The sequence below is a fragment of the Thioalkalivibrio sp. ALgr1 genome (genome assembly GCF_000378285.1).
Lineage (GTDB): Bacteria > Pseudomonadota > Gammaproteobacteria > Ectothiorhodospirales > Ectothiorhodospiraceae > Thioalkalivibrio.
The window spans coordinates 49,659-68,185 of the sequence record NZ_KB905133.1; the positions used below are offsets into that span (position 1 = coordinate 49,659).

The 18,527-nt window shown below is 63.5% G+C and carries 17 protein-coding genes; 4 read left to right on the forward strand and 13 right to left on the reverse strand.

Annotated elements, in window-relative coordinates:
- Positions 1-18: 18 nt before the first annotated feature.
- Positions 19-660, reverse strand: a complete 642-nt coding sequence (locus F466_RS0104585) for a TetR/AcrR family transcriptional regulator (protein ID WP_018174392.1) — start codon at positions 658-660, stop codon at positions 19-21.
- 1,313 nt (positions 661-1,973) lie between these two features.
- On the opposite strand from F466_RS0104585, the gene F466_RS0104590 reads away from it, so the two are divergent.
- The gene (locus F466_RS0104590; protein WP_018174391.1) at positions 1,974-2,363 is read left to right on the forward strand and encodes a hypothetical protein; all 390 of its coding nucleotides are present in this window, start codon (positions 1,974-1,976) and stop codon (positions 2,361-2,363) included.
- A 250-nt stretch (positions 2,364-2,613) separates the two neighbouring features.
- Here the strand turns inward: F466_RS0104590 and F466_RS0104595 are convergent, their stop codons facing one another.
- The 11 genes from F466_RS0104595 to F466_RS0104645 all read right to left on the reverse strand — a co-directional run bounded on the left by F466_RS0104595 (position 2,614) and on the right by F466_RS0104645 (position 14,485).
- A complete protein-coding gene (locus tag F466_RS0104595; RefSeq protein WP_018649389.1) occupies positions 2,614-3,906 on the reverse strand; it encodes an NAD(P)/FAD-dependent oxidoreductase in 1,293 nt (430 codons plus the stop codon).
- Positions 3,907-3,920: 14 nt separating this feature from the next.
- On the reverse strand, positions 3,921-4,235 hold the full coding sequence (locus F466_RS0104600) for a c-type cytochrome (protein ID WP_018175526.1): 315 nt from the start codon (positions 4,233-4,235) through the stop codon (positions 3,921-3,923).
- 625 nt (positions 4,236-4,860) lie between these two features.
- Positions 4,861-5,331, reverse strand: coding sequence for a DsrE/DsrF/DrsH-like family protein (locus F466_RS0104605; RefSeq protein ID WP_018175525.1), 471 nt, complete (start codon positions 5,329-5,331; stop codon positions 4,861-4,863).
- Positions 5,332-5,370: 39 nt separating this feature from the next.
- Positions 5,371-5,538 carry a hypothetical protein gene (locus F466_RS13705; protein ID WP_018137714.1) on the reverse strand — a complete coding sequence of 56 codons (168 nt, stop codon included), beginning with the start codon at positions 5,536-5,538 and terminating at the stop codon, positions 5,371-5,373.
- A gap of 33 nt (positions 5,539-5,571) precedes the next feature.
- Positions 5,572-6,114 (reverse strand): methyl-accepting chemotaxis protein, encoded by a 543-nt coding sequence (locus F466_RS0104615; RefSeq protein ID WP_018137713.1) that lies wholly within the window; start codon positions 6,112-6,114, stop codon positions 5,572-5,574.
- The gene (locus F466_RS0104620; RefSeq protein WP_018137712.1) at positions 6,114-6,701 is read right to left on the reverse strand and encodes a DUF302 domain-containing protein; all 588 of its coding nucleotides are present in this window, start codon (positions 6,699-6,701) and stop codon (positions 6,114-6,116) included. The genes F466_RS0104615 and F466_RS0104620 overlap by 1 nt, the downstream gene beginning before the upstream one ends.
- 99 nt (positions 6,702-6,800) lie before the next feature.
- On the reverse strand, positions 6,801-7,451 hold the full coding sequence (locus tag F466_RS0104625; RefSeq protein ID WP_018137711.1) for a division plane positioning ATPase MipZ: 651 nt from the start codon (positions 7,449-7,451) through the stop codon (positions 6,801-6,803).
- Between the two features lie 81 nt (positions 7,452-7,532).
- Positions 7,533-7,964 (reverse strand): sulfur globule family protein, encoded by a 432-nt coding sequence (locus F466_RS0104630; protein ID WP_018137710.1) that lies wholly within the window; start codon positions 7,962-7,964, stop codon positions 7,533-7,535.
- Positions 7,965-8,550: 586 nt separating this feature from the next.
- Positions 8,551-9,240: a hypothetical protein gene (locus F466_RS0104635; RefSeq protein ID WP_018137709.1), complete on the reverse strand. Its 690-nt coding sequence runs from the start codon at positions 9,238-9,240 to the stop codon at positions 8,551-8,553.
- A gap of 36 nt (positions 9,241-9,276) precedes the next feature.
- Positions 9,277-13,353, reverse strand: coding sequence for an efflux RND transporter permease subunit (locus F466_RS0104640; RefSeq protein WP_018993550.1), 4,077 nt, complete (start codon positions 13,351-13,353; stop codon positions 9,277-9,279).
- A 25-nt stretch (positions 13,354-13,378) separates the two neighbouring features.
- Positions 13,379-14,485 carry an efflux RND transporter periplasmic adaptor subunit gene (locus F466_RS0104645; RefSeq protein ID WP_018175521.1) on the reverse strand — a complete coding sequence of 369 codons (1,107 nt, stop codon included), beginning with the start codon at positions 14,483-14,485 and terminating at the stop codon, positions 13,379-13,381.
- A 496-nt stretch (positions 14,486-14,981) separates the two neighbouring features.
- Here F466_RS0104645 and F466_RS0104650 point away from each other — a divergent pair, with 496 nt between their 5' ends.
- The 3 genes from F466_RS0104650 (at position 14,982) to F466_RS0104660 (ending at position 17,511) form a co-directional block, all read left to right on the forward strand.
- Positions 14,982-16,346 carry a sigma-54-dependent Fis family transcriptional regulator gene (locus F466_RS0104650; protein WP_018993551.1) on the forward strand — a complete coding sequence of 455 codons (1,365 nt, stop codon included), beginning with the start codon at positions 14,982-14,984 and terminating at the stop codon, positions 16,344-16,346.
- A gap of 109 nt (positions 16,347-16,455) precedes the next feature.
- Positions 16,456-16,776, forward strand: a complete 321-nt coding sequence (locus F466_RS0104655) for a rhodanese-like domain-containing protein (protein ID WP_018137705.1) — start codon at positions 16,456-16,458, stop codon at positions 16,774-16,776.
- A 6-nt stretch (positions 16,777-16,782) separates the two neighbouring features.
- Positions 16,783-17,511, forward strand: a complete 729-nt coding sequence (locus F466_RS0104660; RefSeq protein ID WP_018137704.1) for a glycosyltransferase — start codon at positions 16,783-16,785, stop codon at positions 17,509-17,511.
- Positions 17,512-17,528: 17 nt separating this feature from the next.
- Here the strand turns inward: F466_RS0104660 and F466_RS0104665 are convergent, their stop codons facing one another.
- Positions 17,529-18,452 carry an MBL fold metallo-hydrolase gene (locus F466_RS0104665; protein WP_018993552.1) on the reverse strand — a complete coding sequence of 308 codons (924 nt, stop codon included), beginning with the start codon at positions 18,450-18,452 and terminating at the stop codon, positions 17,529-17,531.
- Positions 18,453-18,527: the final 75 nt, after the last annotated feature.

An 18,527-nucleotide genomic window follows, 5' to 3' on the forward strand; every position in this document is an offset into this window, starting at 1 on the left:
ACCGCCGACCTGTCAGGGTCAGAGAGTGTCCGGCTCAGAATCGGGTATAAGCATGCCGTGGAGCATGATGTCGACGATTAAGTCCGTCCGCCCAACTAAGGAAGACGTTTCGCCCGTGAGCCTGTGGGCGATAACCGTTCCGTACATGGCGTACGAGAAGAATCGGCCAGCTTCGGCGGAGTCTATTTGTCGGAAGCGGCCGTGCTCCCTGAGCTGATCCATCAACACACTCCAGTCAGGCCGGTTACGCTCCCAGTGGACGAAGTACACCGGCTTTCCTCGATCCCTGAACTCGGCACGCTCCTGGATGAATAACTCGATGACTTCCGGGTGTTCATCGAAAAACTCCAGGTAAGACCGCACTGCAAGCCGCATCTTCTCTACCGGATCCCGACCCCTCTGTGCCGCAACCGACGCACGGGTGTTGATCGTTTCAACCGCGCGTTCCACGCAAGCGACGAAAAGATCTTCCTTCGTCGGGAAGTAGCGGTAGATGGTCCCTTTGCCAACGCCGATGGCATCCGCGATATGCTGAATATCCGAGCATCGATACCCGTGCTCGGCAAAGTGCGGCCCGGCAGCGCCTAGGATCTGCTCCCGCCGCTCCTCCGCCGAGAGCCGCGTGCGCTTCGTCGTAACCTGCTGGTCATGCTGTGTCATTAACTAACGGCCTACCCTGTTTCTCCACTGTACGTAAGCGGAATACGATCACTGTGACTTCGCTTGGGGTCGAGCCGTGGAGGACCGATCCCAAGCGATGCTGACGGACGCGTCAGTCCGTACGATGGCAACAAACAGGACCCGAGTCAACTCCACGGGGCCGCCGATAAGCATATATTGCGGGACTGCGTCTCTCCAGGATCGGGGCTGCGGCGCCCCAGCTCCGACAAAACCCCAAGGGCACGGATGCAACCAGCTCAGAGGAACTTCGTGCCCAGTGCCGGTCCACCGGCCCACAGCGACTCGCCCAGCGGCTTTTAAAGATTCACGGGCAAAGCTACGCGTTGTGCCGAACATCCTTCGCACCTTAACGCAGAAACCCCGACGCAAAATGCATCCGACCAAAAATGCATCCGACCATAGGAGCCCATGCCACACCAACAACGACTTCCGCTCCCGCTCCGAAGTCATCCACAACTTCGGCAACACCACAAGTTCTTTGCAACGTGCTCGAAACGTGTGCGACGCCCGCCTTGCTTCCATGCGCCATTTCGATAGCCCCAGAAAGGGTGGCGCTTCCTCTTGCAAGCTAGGCCTCCTCTTCTGCGTTACAGCCATGGAGACCTGGGAGGCATCGATATAGCAGGAATATGACTTCTGCGAGCCCGGCACAGCACCCAGCCATTGAAAGCGCCAGGAGGTCGAAAGGGCCCGTAAGGCCTGTGCCACACGCCGTGACAGGCGGCAGGCTTTAGAGGCCTTTTGTGACATCTCTAACCGGGCGCAATAGGGTTAATCCGTCAGATACGCACGGGCTTTTCGCGTTTAGTTTTCAGAGCGTTATGTTTTTTCCGTGTTCATTAATGCCGATCTATGCAGGCTTTGGCCTACCAGTGACGTGTAGGCTAATTCTGTCTACGAACCAGGTGGTCGGAGGTTCGAATCCTTCCGGGCGCGCCATATTCCCGAGAAAGGGCCCCCACATCGGGTGGCCCTTTTTCATTTGTCCGATCTCAAAGGACTCGAACCTCCGATAAATTCGTTGGTTCGATCCCGAGCGCAGCGAGGAACGTGTCGGACACGGGCCGACACCCGGAAGGGCCAGGCGCGCAGCGCCGCCGCTATCCTTCCGGGCGCGCCATACTTCAGAGAGAGGGCATCCAGATCCGGGTGCCCTTTCTCATTTGCAGGAAGCCCCAAGAAACCGAACCGCCGGATGAACGCGGCGGCCCGGCCGACCAAGCAAACAGCCCCTCATGTACCAGACCACTGCCCCCGCTCCCGACTCCATCTCCGGCCTCCGTCCCTGCTGGATGGATGCGCTGATCACACCAAAGGCCTCTACCCGCCTGCGGCACGTCGCCCTGGGCCTGGTGCTGGCGATCGCCCTGCTGGCCGCGGAGCTTGAAGCCGCGGCGGCGGGCTGGATCCTGCTCGGCCTGCTGGGCTCGGTCGCGGTGCTGGCCCTCTCGGTCGATCCGCGCTGGCTCTACCGCATGGCCTATCCGGGCGTGGTCGTACTGGCGGTGGCCGTCGCCGTACCCACCGCCTATGCCGCCTACATCCTGGGTCTGGCCGGGGCCGTCGCACCGGCGACCGTGTTCGCCCTGATCGCCCTGGCGGCCACACTGTTAGGCCCCGAGGAAGGCAGCCGCTGGCTGGAGCGCCGCAGCCGCGAAGAGGACCGCCTGCGCCGCACCTGATCAGCACGGGCACCTTTCCCGCCCCGCCCCGCCAGGCCAGGCCAGCCAGCAGCCAGTCACGTGACGAGCTCCCCTGGAACCATCTGGCACGGTTCAAAGCACCGAAATTGGCGGGTCGATCTCCGGACGCCCCTGGAGCTGGAGCTGGAGCTGAAGATCCCCTGGCGAACGCGTAGCCGAAACCGCAAGCACAAAAAAGCCGGACACCCCGTCAAGGGGATGCCCGGCGCAATCGAACAGCCGAGGCGGGCTAGCCCCAGATGTCGTAGGTGATGCCCTTGTACCAACCTCGGGTGTATTCGGCTTCCCGCTTCCTGAAATCCGCGCTCTCGCCGGAGGGACTCACGCCCCCTGAACCGTCCACACCCGCCTGAGCTCCATCCTTGTATTGATACACAGCCGCAACACTGACCCCATGATCGGGCGTGATCAGGCTGTAGCAGGTGTTGGCGGACGAGGGATCGAAGGGCTCCTGATCCATCAGTTCGCGCACGATCGCCGCGGCGACGATCTTGCCCTGGTTGTTGGCCGAATGACCGGACTTCGGCATGGCACCGGCCACGCTCGAATCCCCCAGTACGTAGATGTTGCCGTCCATCTCCGACTTGAAGGTGCGCTGATCCACCGGGACCCAGCCCTCGTCATTGGTCAGGCCGACATCGTGGGCAATCTTCGCCGCATGCTGATGCGGTATGAAGTTCATCACGTCGGCCTTCACCCGCTCGAAGCCCTCTTCGGTGATCGCCATCTTCTCGCCAACGTCGATCTCCTGGACGTTGCCACCGTCGGACGCACCACGCCACTCGATCATGTCGCCGTAGTGCTCTTCCCAGCCTTCCTCGAACAGGCCCTGCTTGGAGAAGTTGTCCTTGGCGTCGAGCACGATGATCTTGGATTTGGGCTTTTCCTGTTTGAAGTAATGTGCGATCAGCGAGACACGTTCGTACGGCCCCGGCGGGCAGCGGAACGGGTTTGGTGGGGCGACCATCACGAACACGCCGCCATCCGGCATGTCGGTCAGTTGCGAACGCAAGATGCGGGTCTGCTCCCCGGCCTTCCAGGCGTGCGGGATCGCCTCGGCGTCGTCTTCGGAAATCCCTTCGACCGCGTCATAGCGAAAGTCGATACCCGGCGACATCACCAGCTTGTCGTACTTGACCTCGTCGCCTCCGGCCAGATGGACGCGACGCTTGTCCGCATCCACAGCCGTCACCGAGTCCGCGACGACCTTCACACCGTGCCGATCACGCATGGCGTCGTAGGTCTGGGCAATGTTATCCATGTCCTCGAAGCCGCCGATCACCCAGTTGCTGCCGTAACAGGTGTGGTAGGTCGAGTTGGGCTCGATCAGTGTCACGTCCAGCCCCGGAGAAAACGTCTTCAGGTACTTGGCGGCCGTAGCCCCACCCGAACCGCCGCCGACCACGACGATACGTGCGCCATTGGAATAACCACCGGCGATTGCGCCACTGACCCCTGTGACGGAAGCCAGACTCGTAATGCCGAACGCCTGCAAGAAGCGGCGTCGATTGAACTGTTGCATGATGGACCCCCTGTTCAGAATCGGGCGAAGTACGACGCCATGGCGTCGATTTCTTCGTCGGTGTAACCCTTGGCGTGACGATCCATGATCGTCGCGTCACGATCGCCATCACGGAATGCCCGCATCTGATTGGCAATCAACTCCGGTGACAGACGAGCGAGATCCGGTACGCCTTCTTCGGCACCCGCGGCGTTGTGACATGCCTTGCACGACGCCGCCATTAGCTGCCCTCGAGTCACTTCGTCGTTATCCGCCAGCGCGGTGCCAGACACCGCGGCGGTCATCAGCAACGAGGCTGCAAGCCCCGCCAGATAGATATGTGCCTTCATTGAACAAACTCCTCCACTTTGCGTGAATACATTCATCTCGACAGCCCTCTGTAGCTGCCTTCCTCCTCGATCCCGGTGTTGGTCCCGGGTTGAATGGTTTGGTATTCCGTATCCGGCCTCGTGTCATGCCCACCTGTGTGCCGGAAGACCCCTGGCAACCCGCCAAAAAAGGGTCGGGCTTACATACCCGACCCAAGCGACGGAGAACAATCATGTTGCCGGTTCACAGCGGAACCGCTGGCATCCTGGCCGGACAACATGTTTCCTTCCGACGGCCGGCTTGTCCGGAAAACCCAAGCCGGCCACTGACCCTTGATTCCGCACGAACGCTGCACCCATCCTCGCCCGGAGGGCAGGTGCCACCAACGCTTCAATGGCAGGGGTCCATTCGCGGTGATGAATTCGCGGGCCAAGGGGTCTCGGCCTTTGCTCAGGGCCGATTAGCAAACTTCACGCCATCAAAATTAAATATTTTTCATTCAGCGAGTTGCAGGTCTTGGCGAGGCTGAAAAGTGTTGCGCGTTGCATCGTTGTTGCAACCGTTTTGCAACAGCACTTCCCTACGTTCGAATCTGTGAATTTATTACTTGTTCAAAACGGGACGTGACTCTTTCCCGTTGGCCCTTCAGATGAACAGGCAGATATCGGAGTCCCCGGCGAACTCGAAAAACGCCGCCGCACCCGCATAATCCAGCCCATCGATGAACTCGTCTGTGTCCATGTCGAACAGGTCCACGGTCATCTGGCACGCGATCATGCGCACGTCGGCCTCCAGACACATCTCGCGCAGGTCCTCGAGATCGGAGACCCCCTTCGCGGCCATCTTCTTTTTCATCATGGTCGTCATCATGCGCTGCATGCCCGGCAGCCCCTGGAGCATCACCGGCATGGGCATGGGCATCGGCATCCCCGGGTTGCCCAGCGACGTGACCTGCAGGTCCATCTTCTTGCGCAGCAGCTGCAGCCCGTAAAAGGTGAAGAACACTTCCACTTCGTAGCCGAGCGCGGCCGCCGTCGAGGCCAGGATGAACGGGGGATAACCCCAGTCCAGACTGCCCTTGGTGGCGATAATCGCCAGCTTCTTCTGCTCGCTCATAAGAGACTTCCTTTGATTTCGTAAAAAGCAGACCCTCGCCTACATGGATCCTCGGTTGCCCCCGTCCGCTTTCGCGCGGCGCGTTCGATTCCAGTCGCGGATCATGGTGCAGCCCACGCACAACCCGAGGGCCGCCAGCGTGCCCCAGATGGATATGGGGACCATCACCATCGCCAGTACAAAAAGAACCCAGGCCATCACGGTCATTGTTTTCTCCTCGGCTCCCTGGAAGCCGGTCGGTCAGTGGGGCATCCAGGGCCCCGGGGGCCCGCCACCCTGAAACGGGTTGAACATGTTCATCGTGCCCATCGGTCCGCCCACGTTTCGGTTCAGGTTCCACATGTCCCGCTGCATGCCGGACGTGGAGGCGGCCATCAGCTCGGTATCGCGCGTCATCGAGGCAATGCTGAGCTGCATCGCCGCGGTGTCCTCGCTGATGGTCCCGACATGGCTGTCCACCCGTTCCATGCTGGCGGCGATCTGCTGCATTCGTTCGTCTACATCCGACATGTGCCCCGCGATCACGGAGAGATCGCGATCGACCACACGCGTCATCTTGCTAATCTCCTCGGTCAGCCGGCTGACGTCGTTGGTGAGACTGGTGATCAGCCAGAACCCGTAAATCGCCAGGATGATGAAGGCCGTCAGGGCCGAGTACACGACAAGCTCCAGTCGTCGGGCCCTCAGATAGGCCTCATCCGCCTCCTCCGCAATACGTTCGTACTCCGGCGGATCAACGCCGGGCCCATGGGACGTTCTCGCATAGGGGTCCTCAGTCGCCATCAGAACTCACCCCGTGCGGCGCGATCGATGATGGTCTCGAGCGACTCTTGGACAAACAGCGCCTGTTCGTAGAGTTCTTCCGGCAACGGCCGGCCACCGTGGATCATCGGATCGAGGTTCAGCGTCATCAGCCAGAGCTGGCCCTCTTCGTCTTCCTGGAGCACGATGCGGCAGGGGAGATAGGCCGCCATGGCCTGGCTGTGCCGCACCATCTGCGCGGCGATTCTCGCGTCGCAGAACATGTAGATCTTCAGGAACGGGAAGTCTTCACCAGTAACGTTACGCACCTCCTCGCTCATCGGCATTTCGCCAACGTTGGCAATATTCAGTTCGTTGGCGACCATCCTCAGCGTGTCTTCCACCTCGCCAACGTCCAGGCCTTCTTCGACCTTTCTCTTGTATACCGTGGCCTCGGCCATATCGCCGGTTTCCAGCACCGTGCGCGCCATGCGCGCGTAGACCGTCGTGGCCTGTGAATCGAGGGCCCGAGCGCCCCCGGCGTAGGGTTGAAGAACGTAGATCGCATAGCCGACAGCGATCACGGCCAGCAGGCCGATAATGGCCAGTACATTCCAGATCACTCGCATGCCTCTATCCTCCTTTGGTGCCTTGTCAGGCTTGTTGTGAGAGCGGCGCGTCTTGTTGTTCGTATTCGCGGTCTCGCTTGCACTGTTGGTCGTCCGGCTCTACTTCCGGCGCCGCCGCCCGGGCTTGCCGAATAACGCGATCGCCAGGGCCTCCAGTTCCCGTGAAGCCTTGCCACGGGGTTCCAATTCGCGCACGGACAGTCCTTCGCTGAACGAACGACGAAACGCCATGCGTTGTTTCAATCGGGGAGCGAGTCGTTTCACGCCCGGGATCTGCCCCAGTGCGTCAAAGGTCTCGTCGGTTTCACGGACCGCCTGGTGCGTATCCGCTCGGTTAATGAACACCAGGATTTGCGGACGTCCGTCCGTCTGGTGTGACTCCTGTACCCGGCGCACGAAACGCTGGGTGGACCAGACATCGGCCTGACTCGGGGGGACGGGGATCAACAAGCGATCCGCACTCTCCAAAGCCTCGAACAAGGACCCCATGTCGGATGCACCCACATCGACGAGGATCTCCTGCCAAGCCTGCTGACCCTGTTCCGCAACCGCCTTGAGCGAAGTTGCATGCTCCAGCGCAGGTATGTAGCCCTCTTCCTCGCGAACCTCCAGGACATCGGTAAGGGTCCCCTGGGGATCCAGATCAACCGTGCATACCGAGCGCCCCTGCTCGAGCAGCCAGAGTGCGAGATTGAAGGTAACGGTGCTCTTGCCCGTACCGCCTTTCAGATTGGCTACGACGGTGCGCATGCATACTCCCGCGGTTCAGCGTGTTGCCTGGGAAAAATGGGCCCGCCCCTGGTGGACGGGCCCCACGGATGACCGGCAACCTCAGTTGCGGTCACCCTCGCCCTGCGGCATCTGCTGCTGCGGCATTTGCTGCGGCATCTGCTGCTGCATCGGGCCGCCATAGCCCGGGCCCCAGCCGTAGCCAGGATGGCCGTAGTAACCCGGGCCATAACCATGCCCGTGACCATAGCCATGACCGCGGCCGTGACCGTGACCATAGCCATGGCCGTGACCGCGACCGCGGGCGGAGAAGTCAAAGTCGCCCATCATGTCGCTCATCATGTCGCCCATGCCCCAGCCACGGCCGTAGCCCGGGCCGCCGAAGAACGGCGTGCCGTAACCCGGGCCGTAGTGCCCCGGGCCGTAGTGCCCCGGGCCGAAATGCCCAGGACCAGGACCATAGCCGTAACCCGGGCCATAACCGGGCCCGCCCCACTGGGCAGATGCCATCATCGGAACGGCCAGGCCGCCCATGGAAACCGCAAGAACGGCTGCTTTAATGAAAGTCTTCATGGTGTTTCCTCCATTTGGAGTGTGTTGCCCTCGATATTCGTGACGCCGGGACGAAGAGGGCGGTCCCGCACCGGCGCTTTACTTATGCCCTCAGGGTGTGAACGGAAACCCGCCCATACCCCACGGCATCATCCAGGGGAATGGCCCACCAGCTGGGCCTCCCCATCCACCGGGCCCGAAAGGTCCGGGGTACGCCCCGTAAGGGCCCGGATACCCGGAATACGGACCTCCATGTCCGTGGTAACCCCATTGGGGTTGACCGGGGTGAGTCCGTGGTGCCAGCACGTCGGCACGCTCCCGAGTTCTGGTGGGGTCGTAGTCCGGGTCCGGGAACTGCAACCTGGGCTGCGCCGCCTCCGCGGCTGGGAACTCCGGCGCCGGCGCCACGCCGGCCCAGGGGTTCACACGCTCGCGCGCCTCGACACTGGCACCGGAGACCCCCCAGGCCAGAACGACGGCCACGAGCAGCCCGAGGACAGGCTTGCCCCTTCCGGCTGCCAGCCCGCGAGCGCATGAACCGATGTGCACGGCGTTCACCATCGGTCGCTCAGTAGCCGCCCTGCTCTTCCATAGCCTCGCGGCGCTCGCGCATGGCCTCCATGCGTTTTTCGCGCTGGCGTTCCATCTCTTCCATGTACGCCTCGCGGCCCTTTTCCATGGCTTTCATTCGGGCTTCGTGCATGGCCTGCATCTCTTCCATGTACTCCTGGCGCTCGGCGTGCTGCTTCTTGATGCGCTCGCGCATTTCTTCCGGCATGTCCTCGGGCAGGTCATCCGGATCGAACTCGGGCATGGAGCCATATCCCGGCCCGTGCATCGGGCCCGGCATGCCGTATTGCGGCTGCGGGCCGTAGCCGTGTCCGTAGCCGTGTCCGTATCCCGGCCCGTAGCCCGGATAGCCCTGGCCGTAGCCGTGGCCATAACCCTGTCCATGACCCTGGCCGTAGCCGCGGCCATAGCCGTGACCATGACTGCGACCGGACATGCCGAAGCCCATGTCGCCGGAGAACTGCCGCTGCTGCATCATCCCGCCGCCGGGATGACCACCCCAGCCGTGTCCGCCCTGAGGCCCGTGGCCATAGGGACCCATGGGTGCGCCCTGCTGGGCCATCTGGCCACTGGCGCCGTCCTGGTCATTGGCATAGTCGTCGGCCTGGGCCGCACCCAACGCCAGGGCCGTGGCCATGGCGAGTCCGGTCAGCCCCGTGATCAACGGTTTTTCAAATGTTTTCTTCATTGCGTACCTCCAGATTGAATAGAGAATCGAGATCGTTCATTTCAGACGGATCCCGCGTCGCCCGCGGCCTTTGGCGGATCCGCCACTGCTGCCCCCTGTACCCTTGCGCGCACCGCTCGAACGGCCCGCCGTACTGGAGGTCTTGCCTCCTTCTGATGCGGACGACTGGCTGGTCGCCTTCTTCTTGCTGGACTCGGAACTGGATGGGGTCTTGCCCGCCGGCTGGCCGGAGGCCGTAGTACCGGACCGGCTGGACGAGGACCTGGAAGAGGTCTTTGCAGACCGGCCACCGCTCTTCCCCGCTTGCGTCGGTTTCGTACTGGTCTTGCGCACTGTTTTCTGCTTTGTGGCCGGCGCGGCGCTCGTACGCCGGGAAGAACCCTGCCCGGAACCTGACTGCGCTTTCGCAGCGGGGGAGGTGTCCTCGTTCTTCGACTTCGTGCGACTGGATTTCGGCGGTGGTTCCGCGGGGGCCTCGGGGTGTTCCGGACCGACGGAGGAATCGGCCCCATTGGGGGCTTCGACGGTCGACCCACCCGATGTGTGGGCCGGGCCCGAGCCCTGCGGGCCAGAACCGGAACCACCCGGTTGCGGACCCGCGCCGCCACTCGGGCCCCCCGGCCCACCGCCCCCGCGCCACCAGTTACGCAGCAGGCGGAAGATCGCCAGCGCCAGGTCCCGCATCCCTTCGAGGAATGCCAGCACGAGGCTCTTCAGATACAGGCCGGCCAACTGGACCGCCTGAGTAACCGGACCACCATCGCGCGGACCAAACAGGTCCTTCTGCTGACCCGAACCCAGGGGCGCCTGCCCAGGGCCGGCGGAATACGCGGCGTTACCACCGTCGGCATCGACCGTTGAGGGACAGAAAGCCCGCCGACCGGATATACAGCCCAGCGGGATCACTAGCAGGGTCAGCAGCGTGGCCACCACGGTGCCGAACATCAGCGAGATCGCCATGCCCTGGAAGATGGGATCGAACAAGATCACGCTGGACCCGGCCAGAAGCGCGAAGGCGGTGATGATGATCGGGCGCGTACGGGCCTGGCAGGCCATGATCATGGCCTCGCGCACGTCATGGCCCTGATCGACGGCCTGACGGCCGAAGTCCACCAGCAGTATGGAGTTGCGCACGATGATCCCCGCGAGGGCGATAAACCCGATCATCGAGGTCGCCGTGAACTCAGCGTTGAGCAGCCAATGGCCGGGGATGATCCCGATCAGCGTCAACGGGATCGGCGCCATGATGATGCCCGGCAAAACAAAGTTGCCGAACTCCCAGACGACCAGCATGTAGATCAGGATCAGCGCGATCGCGAAGGCGATGCCCATATCGCGGAAAGTCTCGTAGGTGACCGTCCACTCGCCGCCCCACTCGAATGCCACCGATCCGTCGTTGGCTGGGGGCCCGATCCAGTGCGGCTGCACTTCGCTGCCGTCCGGTGCCGTGTAGTCCGCGAGCTGCTGCTGGACCTCGAGCATGCCGTACACCGGCGCAGCCAGGCGCCCCACGACCTCGCCCGTCACATACTCCACCGGGCGCAGGTTCTTGTGGTAGATCGGCTCGTCCTGCGGGCGCTGGACGAAGCCACCCAGCTCGACCAGCGGGATCAGATCACCATTGCGCGACGCTACCGGGAGCAGCTCCATCTGCCGCACGTCTACCCGCTGTTCGTGTGGCAGCCGCAGCTGGATCAGGTGTGGCTCGACCAGGGACTGGGCTTTCACGTCGCCCACGATCCGACCGTCGAGCGCGGTCTGCAGGGTGCGGTTGACCGCCTCCACCGTGACACCGCGACGCAGCGCCTTGTCTCGGTCGACTTCGAAGTGCCAAACGTTGTGCGGCGCCTGCAGGAAGGTGTCCACGTCGTCGATGTGCTCGGCACCGGCGAACATCTGCTCCAGATCTCGGGCAACCGTCCGCCGCGTACTGGCATCCGGCCCGTAGACCTCGGCGACCACCGACTGGAGCACCGGGGGGCCCGGCGGCATCTCGACCACCTGGATGCGAGCACCCGCGGCTGCCGCGAGCGGTGCGAGCCGCTCGCGCGCCTCCGTGGCGATCTCGTGGCTGGAGCGGCGGCGATCTCCTTTGTCCACCAGCTGCACCTGCAGATCGCCCTGCCAGGGCTTGTCCCTCAGGTAGTAGTGCCGCACAAGACCGTTAAAGTTGAACGGCGAAGCAGTCCCGACGTAGCTTTGCACGCCGGTGACTTCGTCGAAGCCGCGCAGCACACCGGCCATTTCCTCGCTCAGCGTGGCGGTCTCGGTCAGCGCCGTCCCCTCCGGGAAGTTGACCATCACCTGGAACTCGGGCTTGTTGTCCAGCGGCAGCATCTTCACGCGCACGTCAGTGGTGAAGAACAGGCTGACGACCAGGAAAAACACCAACACAATCCCGATCAGAAACGCGTAGCCGCGCCAGCGGTGATCGGCCAGCCCGGGTATCGCCCAGCGAAAGAACCCACCCAGTCGTTCGGCCTGGCGGTGCTCCTTCTCCGTCGCCTTGGCGAGATAGCCCATGCTGGGTCGCAGCCGTTGAGTCAGCCAGGGGGTAAAGACAAACGCGGCCACCAGAGAGAACAGCATCGCCACCGACCCCAGCACCGGGATCGGCTGCATGTACGGGCCCATCATTCCGGACACGAAGCCCATGGGCAGAAGCGCTGCGATTACGGTAAACGTGGCCAGAATCGTGGGATTGCCCACCTCGCGGACCGCATCAACCGAGGTCTCGGCATCGATCCCGCGTTTCATCAGCCAGCGGCGATAGATGTTTTCCACCACCACGATGGCATCGTCGACCAGGATCCCGATGGCAAAGATCAGGGCAAACAGGCTTACGCGGTCGATGGTGTATCCCAGCACCCATGCACTGAAGACCGTGAACAGGATGACCACGGGGATGACCACCAGCACCACGATGGCCGCACGCACCCCGAGGAACAGCCCCACCAGGATGGTCACCGCAAACGTCGCGATGAAGAGCTTGAAGATCAGCTCGTTGACCTTGTCGTTGGCGGTCTTGCCGTAATCGCGCGAGACGGCGACCTCGACGTTGTCGGGGATGGTGTCGCCCTTGAGCTGCTCGAGGCGCTCCAGTACGCCGTTCGCCACCGTTACCCCGTTACTGCCTGGCTTCTTCGCAATCGCGAGCGTCACAGCGGCAGCACCATTCGCCGCTGCATCCGGGTCCGCGGCGGCGGCGCCGGAGTAGTGGCGCACGAACTGATCAACCTCGCCCGGGCCGTAGATCACCTCGGCCACGTCGCGCAGGTAGACCGGCTGCCCGTCGTCCACCGCCACCAGCAGTCTTTCCAGGTCCTGTGCCCCGGTGAAAAAGCGCCCCGTATACACCGGCGTGCTGAGGCCGCCGCTCTCGATGCGTCCAGCGGTGTCTTCCAGATTGGCCGTCTGGATCGCTTGCTCGACCTGATCCAGGCTCACCCCGAACCCGGTCAGGCGATCGGGCTGCACCTCTACCCGAAGCGTCTCTTTGCGACCGCTGACGACAAAGCTCTGGCTGGTATCGGGGACCTCATTCAGCTGCTGTTTGGCCTCCAGCGCAATCTGCCGCAGCAATGCATCGTCCACCTCGTGCGACCAGAAGGTCAGGTTCACGATCGGCACGTCATCCGCACCCTTGGCCCGAACCAGTGGCTCGCTGGCCCCGGGAGGGGTCAGATCGCGATGGGCCAGCAGCTTGTCATGCACCTTGACGATCGACGATTCCATATCCTCGCCGACGTCGAACTGCACGGTGACCATCGCCTCGCCCCGGTGAGAGACGGAGTACACGTTGTCCACGCCCGAAAGCTCGCTCATCAGGCGCTCCAGCGGCCGGGCGACCAGGCTGGCTACCTGCTCCGACGGCACGCCGGGATAGGTCACCATGATGTCGACCATCGGCACCGAGATCTGCGGGTCTTCCTGTCGCGGCGTGACGATGAGCCCGAGGATCCCGATCGCGATACTGGCCAGCAGCAGCAATGGCGACAGCGGCGAATGGATAAACGCGGCCGCCATGCGACCGGCGATGCCGGGCTGATGGTGGTGGTTGTCACCACCGTCTTCCGGCGACGATCCGGAGGGATTGTTGGTGTGTTCAGACATGCGTCGGTGTCGGTTCCTTCCTCACCTACATCTGCGCCCCGGGCGCGAGGCCCGGAGTAGCGGGAGGGTGGTGGTAGCCGGAGGCGCCAGGCGTCGCAGGGGCATGAGAAGGCCGCTGACGCTCGCCCTGCAGCAGGACGTACTCGCCAGGCTCCAGACCCGAGGTCACGACCACCTCGCCATCCCGCACCGCACCGAGCCGGACGGCCCGGATCCGGGACTGGCCTTCGCCGTCGACCACCGCGACGCGCGGCAGCGCCCCGCCCGGAATCAGCGCGCTCTGAGGGATCAGCGCATGGCCGGGTGCGCTGTCGGCTGACGGCAGACCGACCGAAACGTGCATACCCGGGCCTCCGGAGACGCCTCGTGGCAGATCGAACTGCACGGTCACGGTATGCCGACGCGGGTCAGCCATGGGGAAGATCCGGGACACCCGTGCCTGGACCGTGCCCCCGGCATCCAGGCGGGCGGGCACCACATCGCCCTCGGAAAAGGCGGCAACCAGGCGCACCGGTACCTGCGCTTCAATCCGCAGGTAATCGACATAGCCAAACGTGACCAGCGGCTGCCCGGGCTGAACGGTGTCGCCCGGTTCCACATGCTTGCGCATCAGCAATCCGTCGAACGGGGCCTCCGAACGCGTCTCGCGAATGGCCGCATCCAGTTCCTCCACTCGCGCCCGCGCCTGCTCCCAGCGGGCCTGGGCCTGATCGACGCCGACGTAACGGGAGTACAGGTCGGTATGCCGATCCAGCGAAGGATCACCGAACCCCATGAACTGCCCCATGGGCCGGGTGAACATCTGGTCGAACATCGAGGGCATACCCATGCCGGGCATCTGCCCCAGGCTGCGCGACTGAGGCGAGATCATCTCGCGCCCGTACTGCATGCGCGCTTCGTTGATCGCGGCCTCGGCCACCCGCATCTCGGACATGGCCGCGCGCCGCTGGGCCAGCAGACGGTCGTCGGAAATACGTGCCAGGAGCTCGTCCTGCTCGAAGCGATCGCCTTCGGCACCGGTGAGTTCCACGACCCGCCCCGCGGTCTGGGCGCTCAGGGTGACCTCGCGAAACGGAATAACGGTGCCACTGACCGTGCGGTATTCAGGAGCCGCCGCCCGGACCTCGACCATTTGACTGCTGGCGGCAGCCGTACCATAGGCACTCGCCAATATCGTGGCGAGCAGGGACAGGACCACAAGAGCAGCCCTCGATGACCTTGTCACGTTCTCCCTCCTACGCCGGACCCCGGGGCTCCGGCGAGCTCGACGTTCTTTATAAATAGCCCAATTTCGAAGAAACGGGCCTTTTGGCGGCCTGGACGCCTGGAGAGACAGGGAGAGATGACACCGCACCAGTTCGACAGCAGGCCCGCTTCATGCCGGGCGGAGGAAGCAGAGTCTATGCCAATATACGAAACTACTTATTTATCAATAAGTTCATCGATATTTTCTTATTTTTTAAACATGGTGTTGCAACAGCAATGCAACGATCCTGCAACGTACGCGCAACGTTCTGCTGCAATCAGAAAAGGCCTTGCATTTGCTGCCGGGACCATTGCCACCTTTACTTCACTGGCCGTATGCTCGAGACAAGACCTCGCACAAACAAAGCGGGGCGGGAGGAGACATGACCGGTACGGAGTTGGCGAAGATCTGCATACGGCACAGCCGCGATCCCCACCTGATCGTCGACCATCAGAATCAGGTCCTTTACGGAAATCCCGCCTTCTTCCAGCTATTCCGACTATCCGAAGACATACCCCTTTCCTTGGAGCATTTGGGCCCCGTCAACCTGCTTGCCGAATTGCATGCGGCTTCGCCCATGACCGCCACCGAAGTCCCGCCTCACCTCGACTTCAGCACCCGACTCGAACTGCACGGCGAAACCCTGCCGGTGCGCGTGATCACGCAGTCGATCCGCATGCAACGGGACGAACGTCTCCGCCTGTTGACCCTTCAGCCGCTGCGCAGGCGCCCCGACGAGAACTGCGAACCCCTGACCTCCAGAGAGGAGGCCCCGGAGGCTGCGTCGGCGGTTGTGGATCCAGTGCATCCGCTGGTTTCCCGGGACCCCGAATGCCGCAAAGCCCTGCACTTCGCCCGCAAGGTGGCGTCGAGTGACGTGCGGGTCGTGTTGCTGGGCGAATCGGGTACGGGCAAGACGCACGTCGCACGGGCGATGCATGCCCACAGCCCGAGGGCATCCGAACCGTTCATCGAGGTGAACTGTGCGGCCATCCCCGAGGAACTCCTGGAGTCCGAGCTCTTCGGTCACATTCGGGGGGCATTCTCCGGCGCCATCAGCGACCGGGTGGGGCGTTTCGAAGCCGCAGACGGGGGCACGCTTTTTCTCGACGAAATCGGCGAGATGAGCCCGAAGCTGCAAGCCAAGCTTCTGCGCGCGGTGCAGGACGGTACGTTCGAACGTGTGGGGGAGAATCAGCCGCGTTCGGTAAACGTCAGGGTCATATCCGCATCCAATCGCGACCTGACGGCCATGGCCGCGAACAACCAGTTCCGCACCGACCTGTTCTATCGCCTGGCGGTGGCCAGTGTGTACCTGCCGCCACTACGGGAACGCCCGCTCGATCTCGCCGAAGCCATTTCCCAGTTCGAGCAGAGGCACCAGGTGGTTGTGGCCGACGCGTTGCGCAACAAGCTGCTGAACTATTCCTGGCCCGGCAACTTCCGCGAGATGGAAAATGTCTTCCAGTGCATGTGCTTGCGCGCCAAAGATGGGGTCATACATGACTTCCCGCTCTCCGACCCTCTGGCCCCCGGCCTGGCCGGAATGCGGGAGGCCACCTCCAACCTGAACGCAGCGGCACAGGACTATGCCCCTGCCCCCTCGTCCCGGATGGAACACCCCGAAGCGCGACGGCTGCGCGAAGCCCTGGTTGCGAATTCCGGAAACCGCACCCGGGCCGCTCGCGCCCTGGGGATCGACCGCACCACACTCTGGCGCAAGATGCATCGTTACAATATGACCTAGCCACAATCTGATCGAGCCGCCGGACCTGGTCTGGGTCCCGAACCGACCGCCCCGATCGTCCGGGGCGGGGCTTTTCATGTCACACGCAACACACTAGACGGTCAATCGTATGCGCCAGATGTCCCCCCGGGAATTGCAGGATCACCTTGCCGAGACGGACCAGCCGCCGGTCCTGCTGGATGTACGCGAGCCCTGGGAATACCAGCGCTGTCGCATCGACGGCTCGAAGCTGCTCCCGATGGGCGAGATTCCGGCGGCGTACCAGGAGCTGAACCCGGACGACGAGATCGTGGTGATCTGTCACCACGGAGTTCGCAGCCAGCAGGTGTGCTGGTTTCTTCAGCGGGCCGGCTTCAGCAAGGTGATCAATCTGTCCGGCGGCATCGACGCCTGGGCGCGTGACGTCGACCCGCATATGGCGACCTACTGATACCCCGTGCGCGGGCTCCCGGCGCTGTCGGTCATCGTCCCGGCCTGGAACGAGGCACAGTGGCTTCCGCACACCCTGGCAGCCCTGCAGCAAGCCCTCGCGGACGTGGATCGACGAACCGAGATCATCGTAGTCGACAACGCCTCCACGGATTCCACCCCGCAGATCGCACAGCAAGCCGGCTGCCGCGTCGTGTTCGAGCCGGAGCGGCGCATAAGCCGCGCCCGCAACGCGGGTGCCCGGGCCGCCTGCGGCGATTACCTGCTGTTCGTTGATGCCGATACCTGGCCGGACGCCGATCTGATCCGCACGACACTCGACGCCCTGGACAGCGGCAAGGTCTGCGGCGGCGGCGCACGCGTCGCGTTCGATCACCTGACCCATCGCATCTACCGCTGGGGTGCGGCGGCCTGGAACACCCTGTCGGCGCGGCTGGGACTCGCCGCCGGCTGCTACGTCTTCTGCACCCGCGAGGCCTTCGAGGCAGTCGGGGGGTTCAGCGAGCGGGTTTATGCGGGCGAGGAGGTGTTCCTGTCGCGCGCGATGGCGCGCTGGGGCCGCCACCACGGGCAGCGGTTCCGGATGCTGGAGACACCCGTGTTGACCTCGGGACGCAAGGCGGACTGGTTCAGCCCCGCCCAGCACATCCTGGTGGTGCTGCAGGCCCTGCTACTGCCCTGGAGCCTGCGCTCGCGCCGGCTGGCCTGGTTCTGGTACACGCGCCCGAAGGGATGATGAGCGCCCGTTGAGCGCTACTGGCGACGGGCGGCGTCGAGACGCGCCATTAACGTGAGCAGGCGCATGATGTCCGGCGGTGCGGTATCGCCGCGATACTCGCGGTACAGCGTGTCCACGTTGACCGCGATCCGCTCGGCATCCCCCCAGTTGGCGTAGTCGCCCAGCGCGATGTCGAACGCGGCCTCCTCCGCCGGCATTCCGGCTTCGAAACGCGCCCGCGCCTGCGCATCGATGTACACCAGATAGTCACGCACGCGCCGGGCACCGGCCTTGTCGGTGATGGGCCCGTGGCCGGGCACAATCAGCTCGACATCCATCGCCAGGATCCGGTCGATCGCGGCGATCCAGTTGCCCACCGGGCCAGCCCACATGATGGGTGTCCCTTCGATGAACAGGATATCGCCGGTGTAGACGACCCGGTCAGCCGGCACATGCACCAGCACATCCCCCTGGGTGTGAGCGGGACCCACCTCGATCAGCTCCACGGCCTTGTCGCCTACCGTCAGATCGAGCCGCCCGGAAAAGGTGCGGGTCGGGAGTGTCAACTCCACTCCACCGAAATCGAACGCACCGAACGAGCGCTGCAGGTACTGCCCGACCTCGCCCATCGCGCCGCTTTGCGCCATCAGGCCGGCCAGCATCGCCGGCGGCAGCTCCGGCATCTCGTCGGCACTGGCCTGTGAAGCAATGATCTCGGCCTGGTGCACCAGGCGGTTGCCAAAGGTGTGGTCACCATTGGCATGCGTATTGACCAGGAGATTGATATCCCCCGCGGCGATCCCGGTCGCGGCATCCATTTGCGCGAGCATCTCGGCCGTGAGGCGCTCGTCGAACAAGGTGTCGACCAGCAGCGCCTCTTCGCCATCGCGGACCAACCCGGCATTGCTCCAGCCCCAGCCGCCATCGGGTTGCAGATAGGCCCAGGCGCCGTTCCCCAAGTCATGCAATCCCTTACGGTAGGCACTTGGGCCCCGCTTCCCCTGCGTCGTGTGGTCGTGGCTGCACGCCATGCA

What these genes read in the sequence shown, in the direction of transcription:
- F466_RS0104620 (WP_018137712.1), bottom strand. Translation starts at nt 6,701, where the DNA reads ATGCGAGTGATCTGGAATGTACTGGCCATTATCGGCCTGCTGGCCGTG.
- F466_RS0104615 (WP_018137713.1), bottom strand. Translation starts at nt 6,114, where the DNA reads ATGGCGACTGAGGACCCCTATGCGAGAACGTCCCATGGGCCCGGCGTT.
- F466_RS0104655 (WP_018137705.1), top strand. Translation starts at nt 16,456, where the DNA reads ATGCGCCAGATGTCCCCCCGGGAATTGCAGGATCACCTTGCCGAGACG.
- F466_RS0104600 (WP_018175526.1), bottom strand. Translation starts at nt 4,235, where the DNA reads ATGAAGGCACATATCTATCTGGCGGGGCTTGCAGCCTCGTTGCTGATG.
- F466_RS0104590 (WP_018174391.1), top strand. Translation starts at nt 1,974, where the DNA reads ATGGATGCGCTGATCACACCAAAGGCCTCTACCCGCCTGCGGCACGTC.
- F466_RS0104630 (WP_018137710.1), bottom strand. Translation starts at nt 7,964, where the DNA reads ATGGGCGGCCTGGCCGTTCCGATGATGGCATCTGCCCAGTGGGGCGGG.
- F466_RS0104625 (WP_018137711.1), bottom strand. Translation starts at nt 7,451, where the DNA reads ATGCGCACCGTCGTAGCCAATCTGAAAGGCGGTACGGGCAAGAGCACC.
- F466_RS0104640 (WP_018993550.1), bottom strand. Translation starts at nt 13,353, where the DNA reads ATGTCTGAACACACCAACAATCCCTCCGGATCGTCGCCGGAAGACGGT.
- F466_RS0104605 (WP_018175525.1), bottom strand. Translation starts at nt 5,331, where the DNA reads ATGAGCGAGCAGAAGAAGCTGGCGATTATCGCCACCAAGGGCAGTCTG.
- F466_RS0104595 (WP_018649389.1), bottom strand. Translation starts at nt 3,906, where the DNA reads ATGCAACAGTTCAATCGACGCCGCTTCTTGCAGGCGTTCGGCATTACG.
- F466_RS0104650 (WP_018993551.1), top strand. Translation starts at nt 14,982, where the DNA reads ATGACCGGTACGGAGTTGGCGAAGATCTGCATACGGCACAGCCGCGAT.
- F466_RS0104635 (WP_018137709.1), bottom strand. Translation starts at nt 9,240, where the DNA reads ATGAAGAAAACATTTGAAAAACCGTTGATCACGGGGCTGACCGGACTC.
- F466_RS13705 (WP_018137714.1), bottom strand. Translation starts at nt 5,538, where the DNA reads ATGACCGTGATGGCCTGGGTTCTTTTTGTACTGGCGATGGTGATGGTC.
- F466_RS0104585 (WP_018174392.1), bottom strand. Translation starts at nt 660, where the DNA reads ATGACACAGCATGACCAGCAGGTTACGACGAAGCGCACGCGGCTCTCG.
- F466_RS0104645 (WP_018175521.1), bottom strand. Translation starts at nt 14,485, where the DNA reads ATGGTCGAGGTCCGGGCGGCGGCTCCTGAATACCGCACGGTCAGTGGC.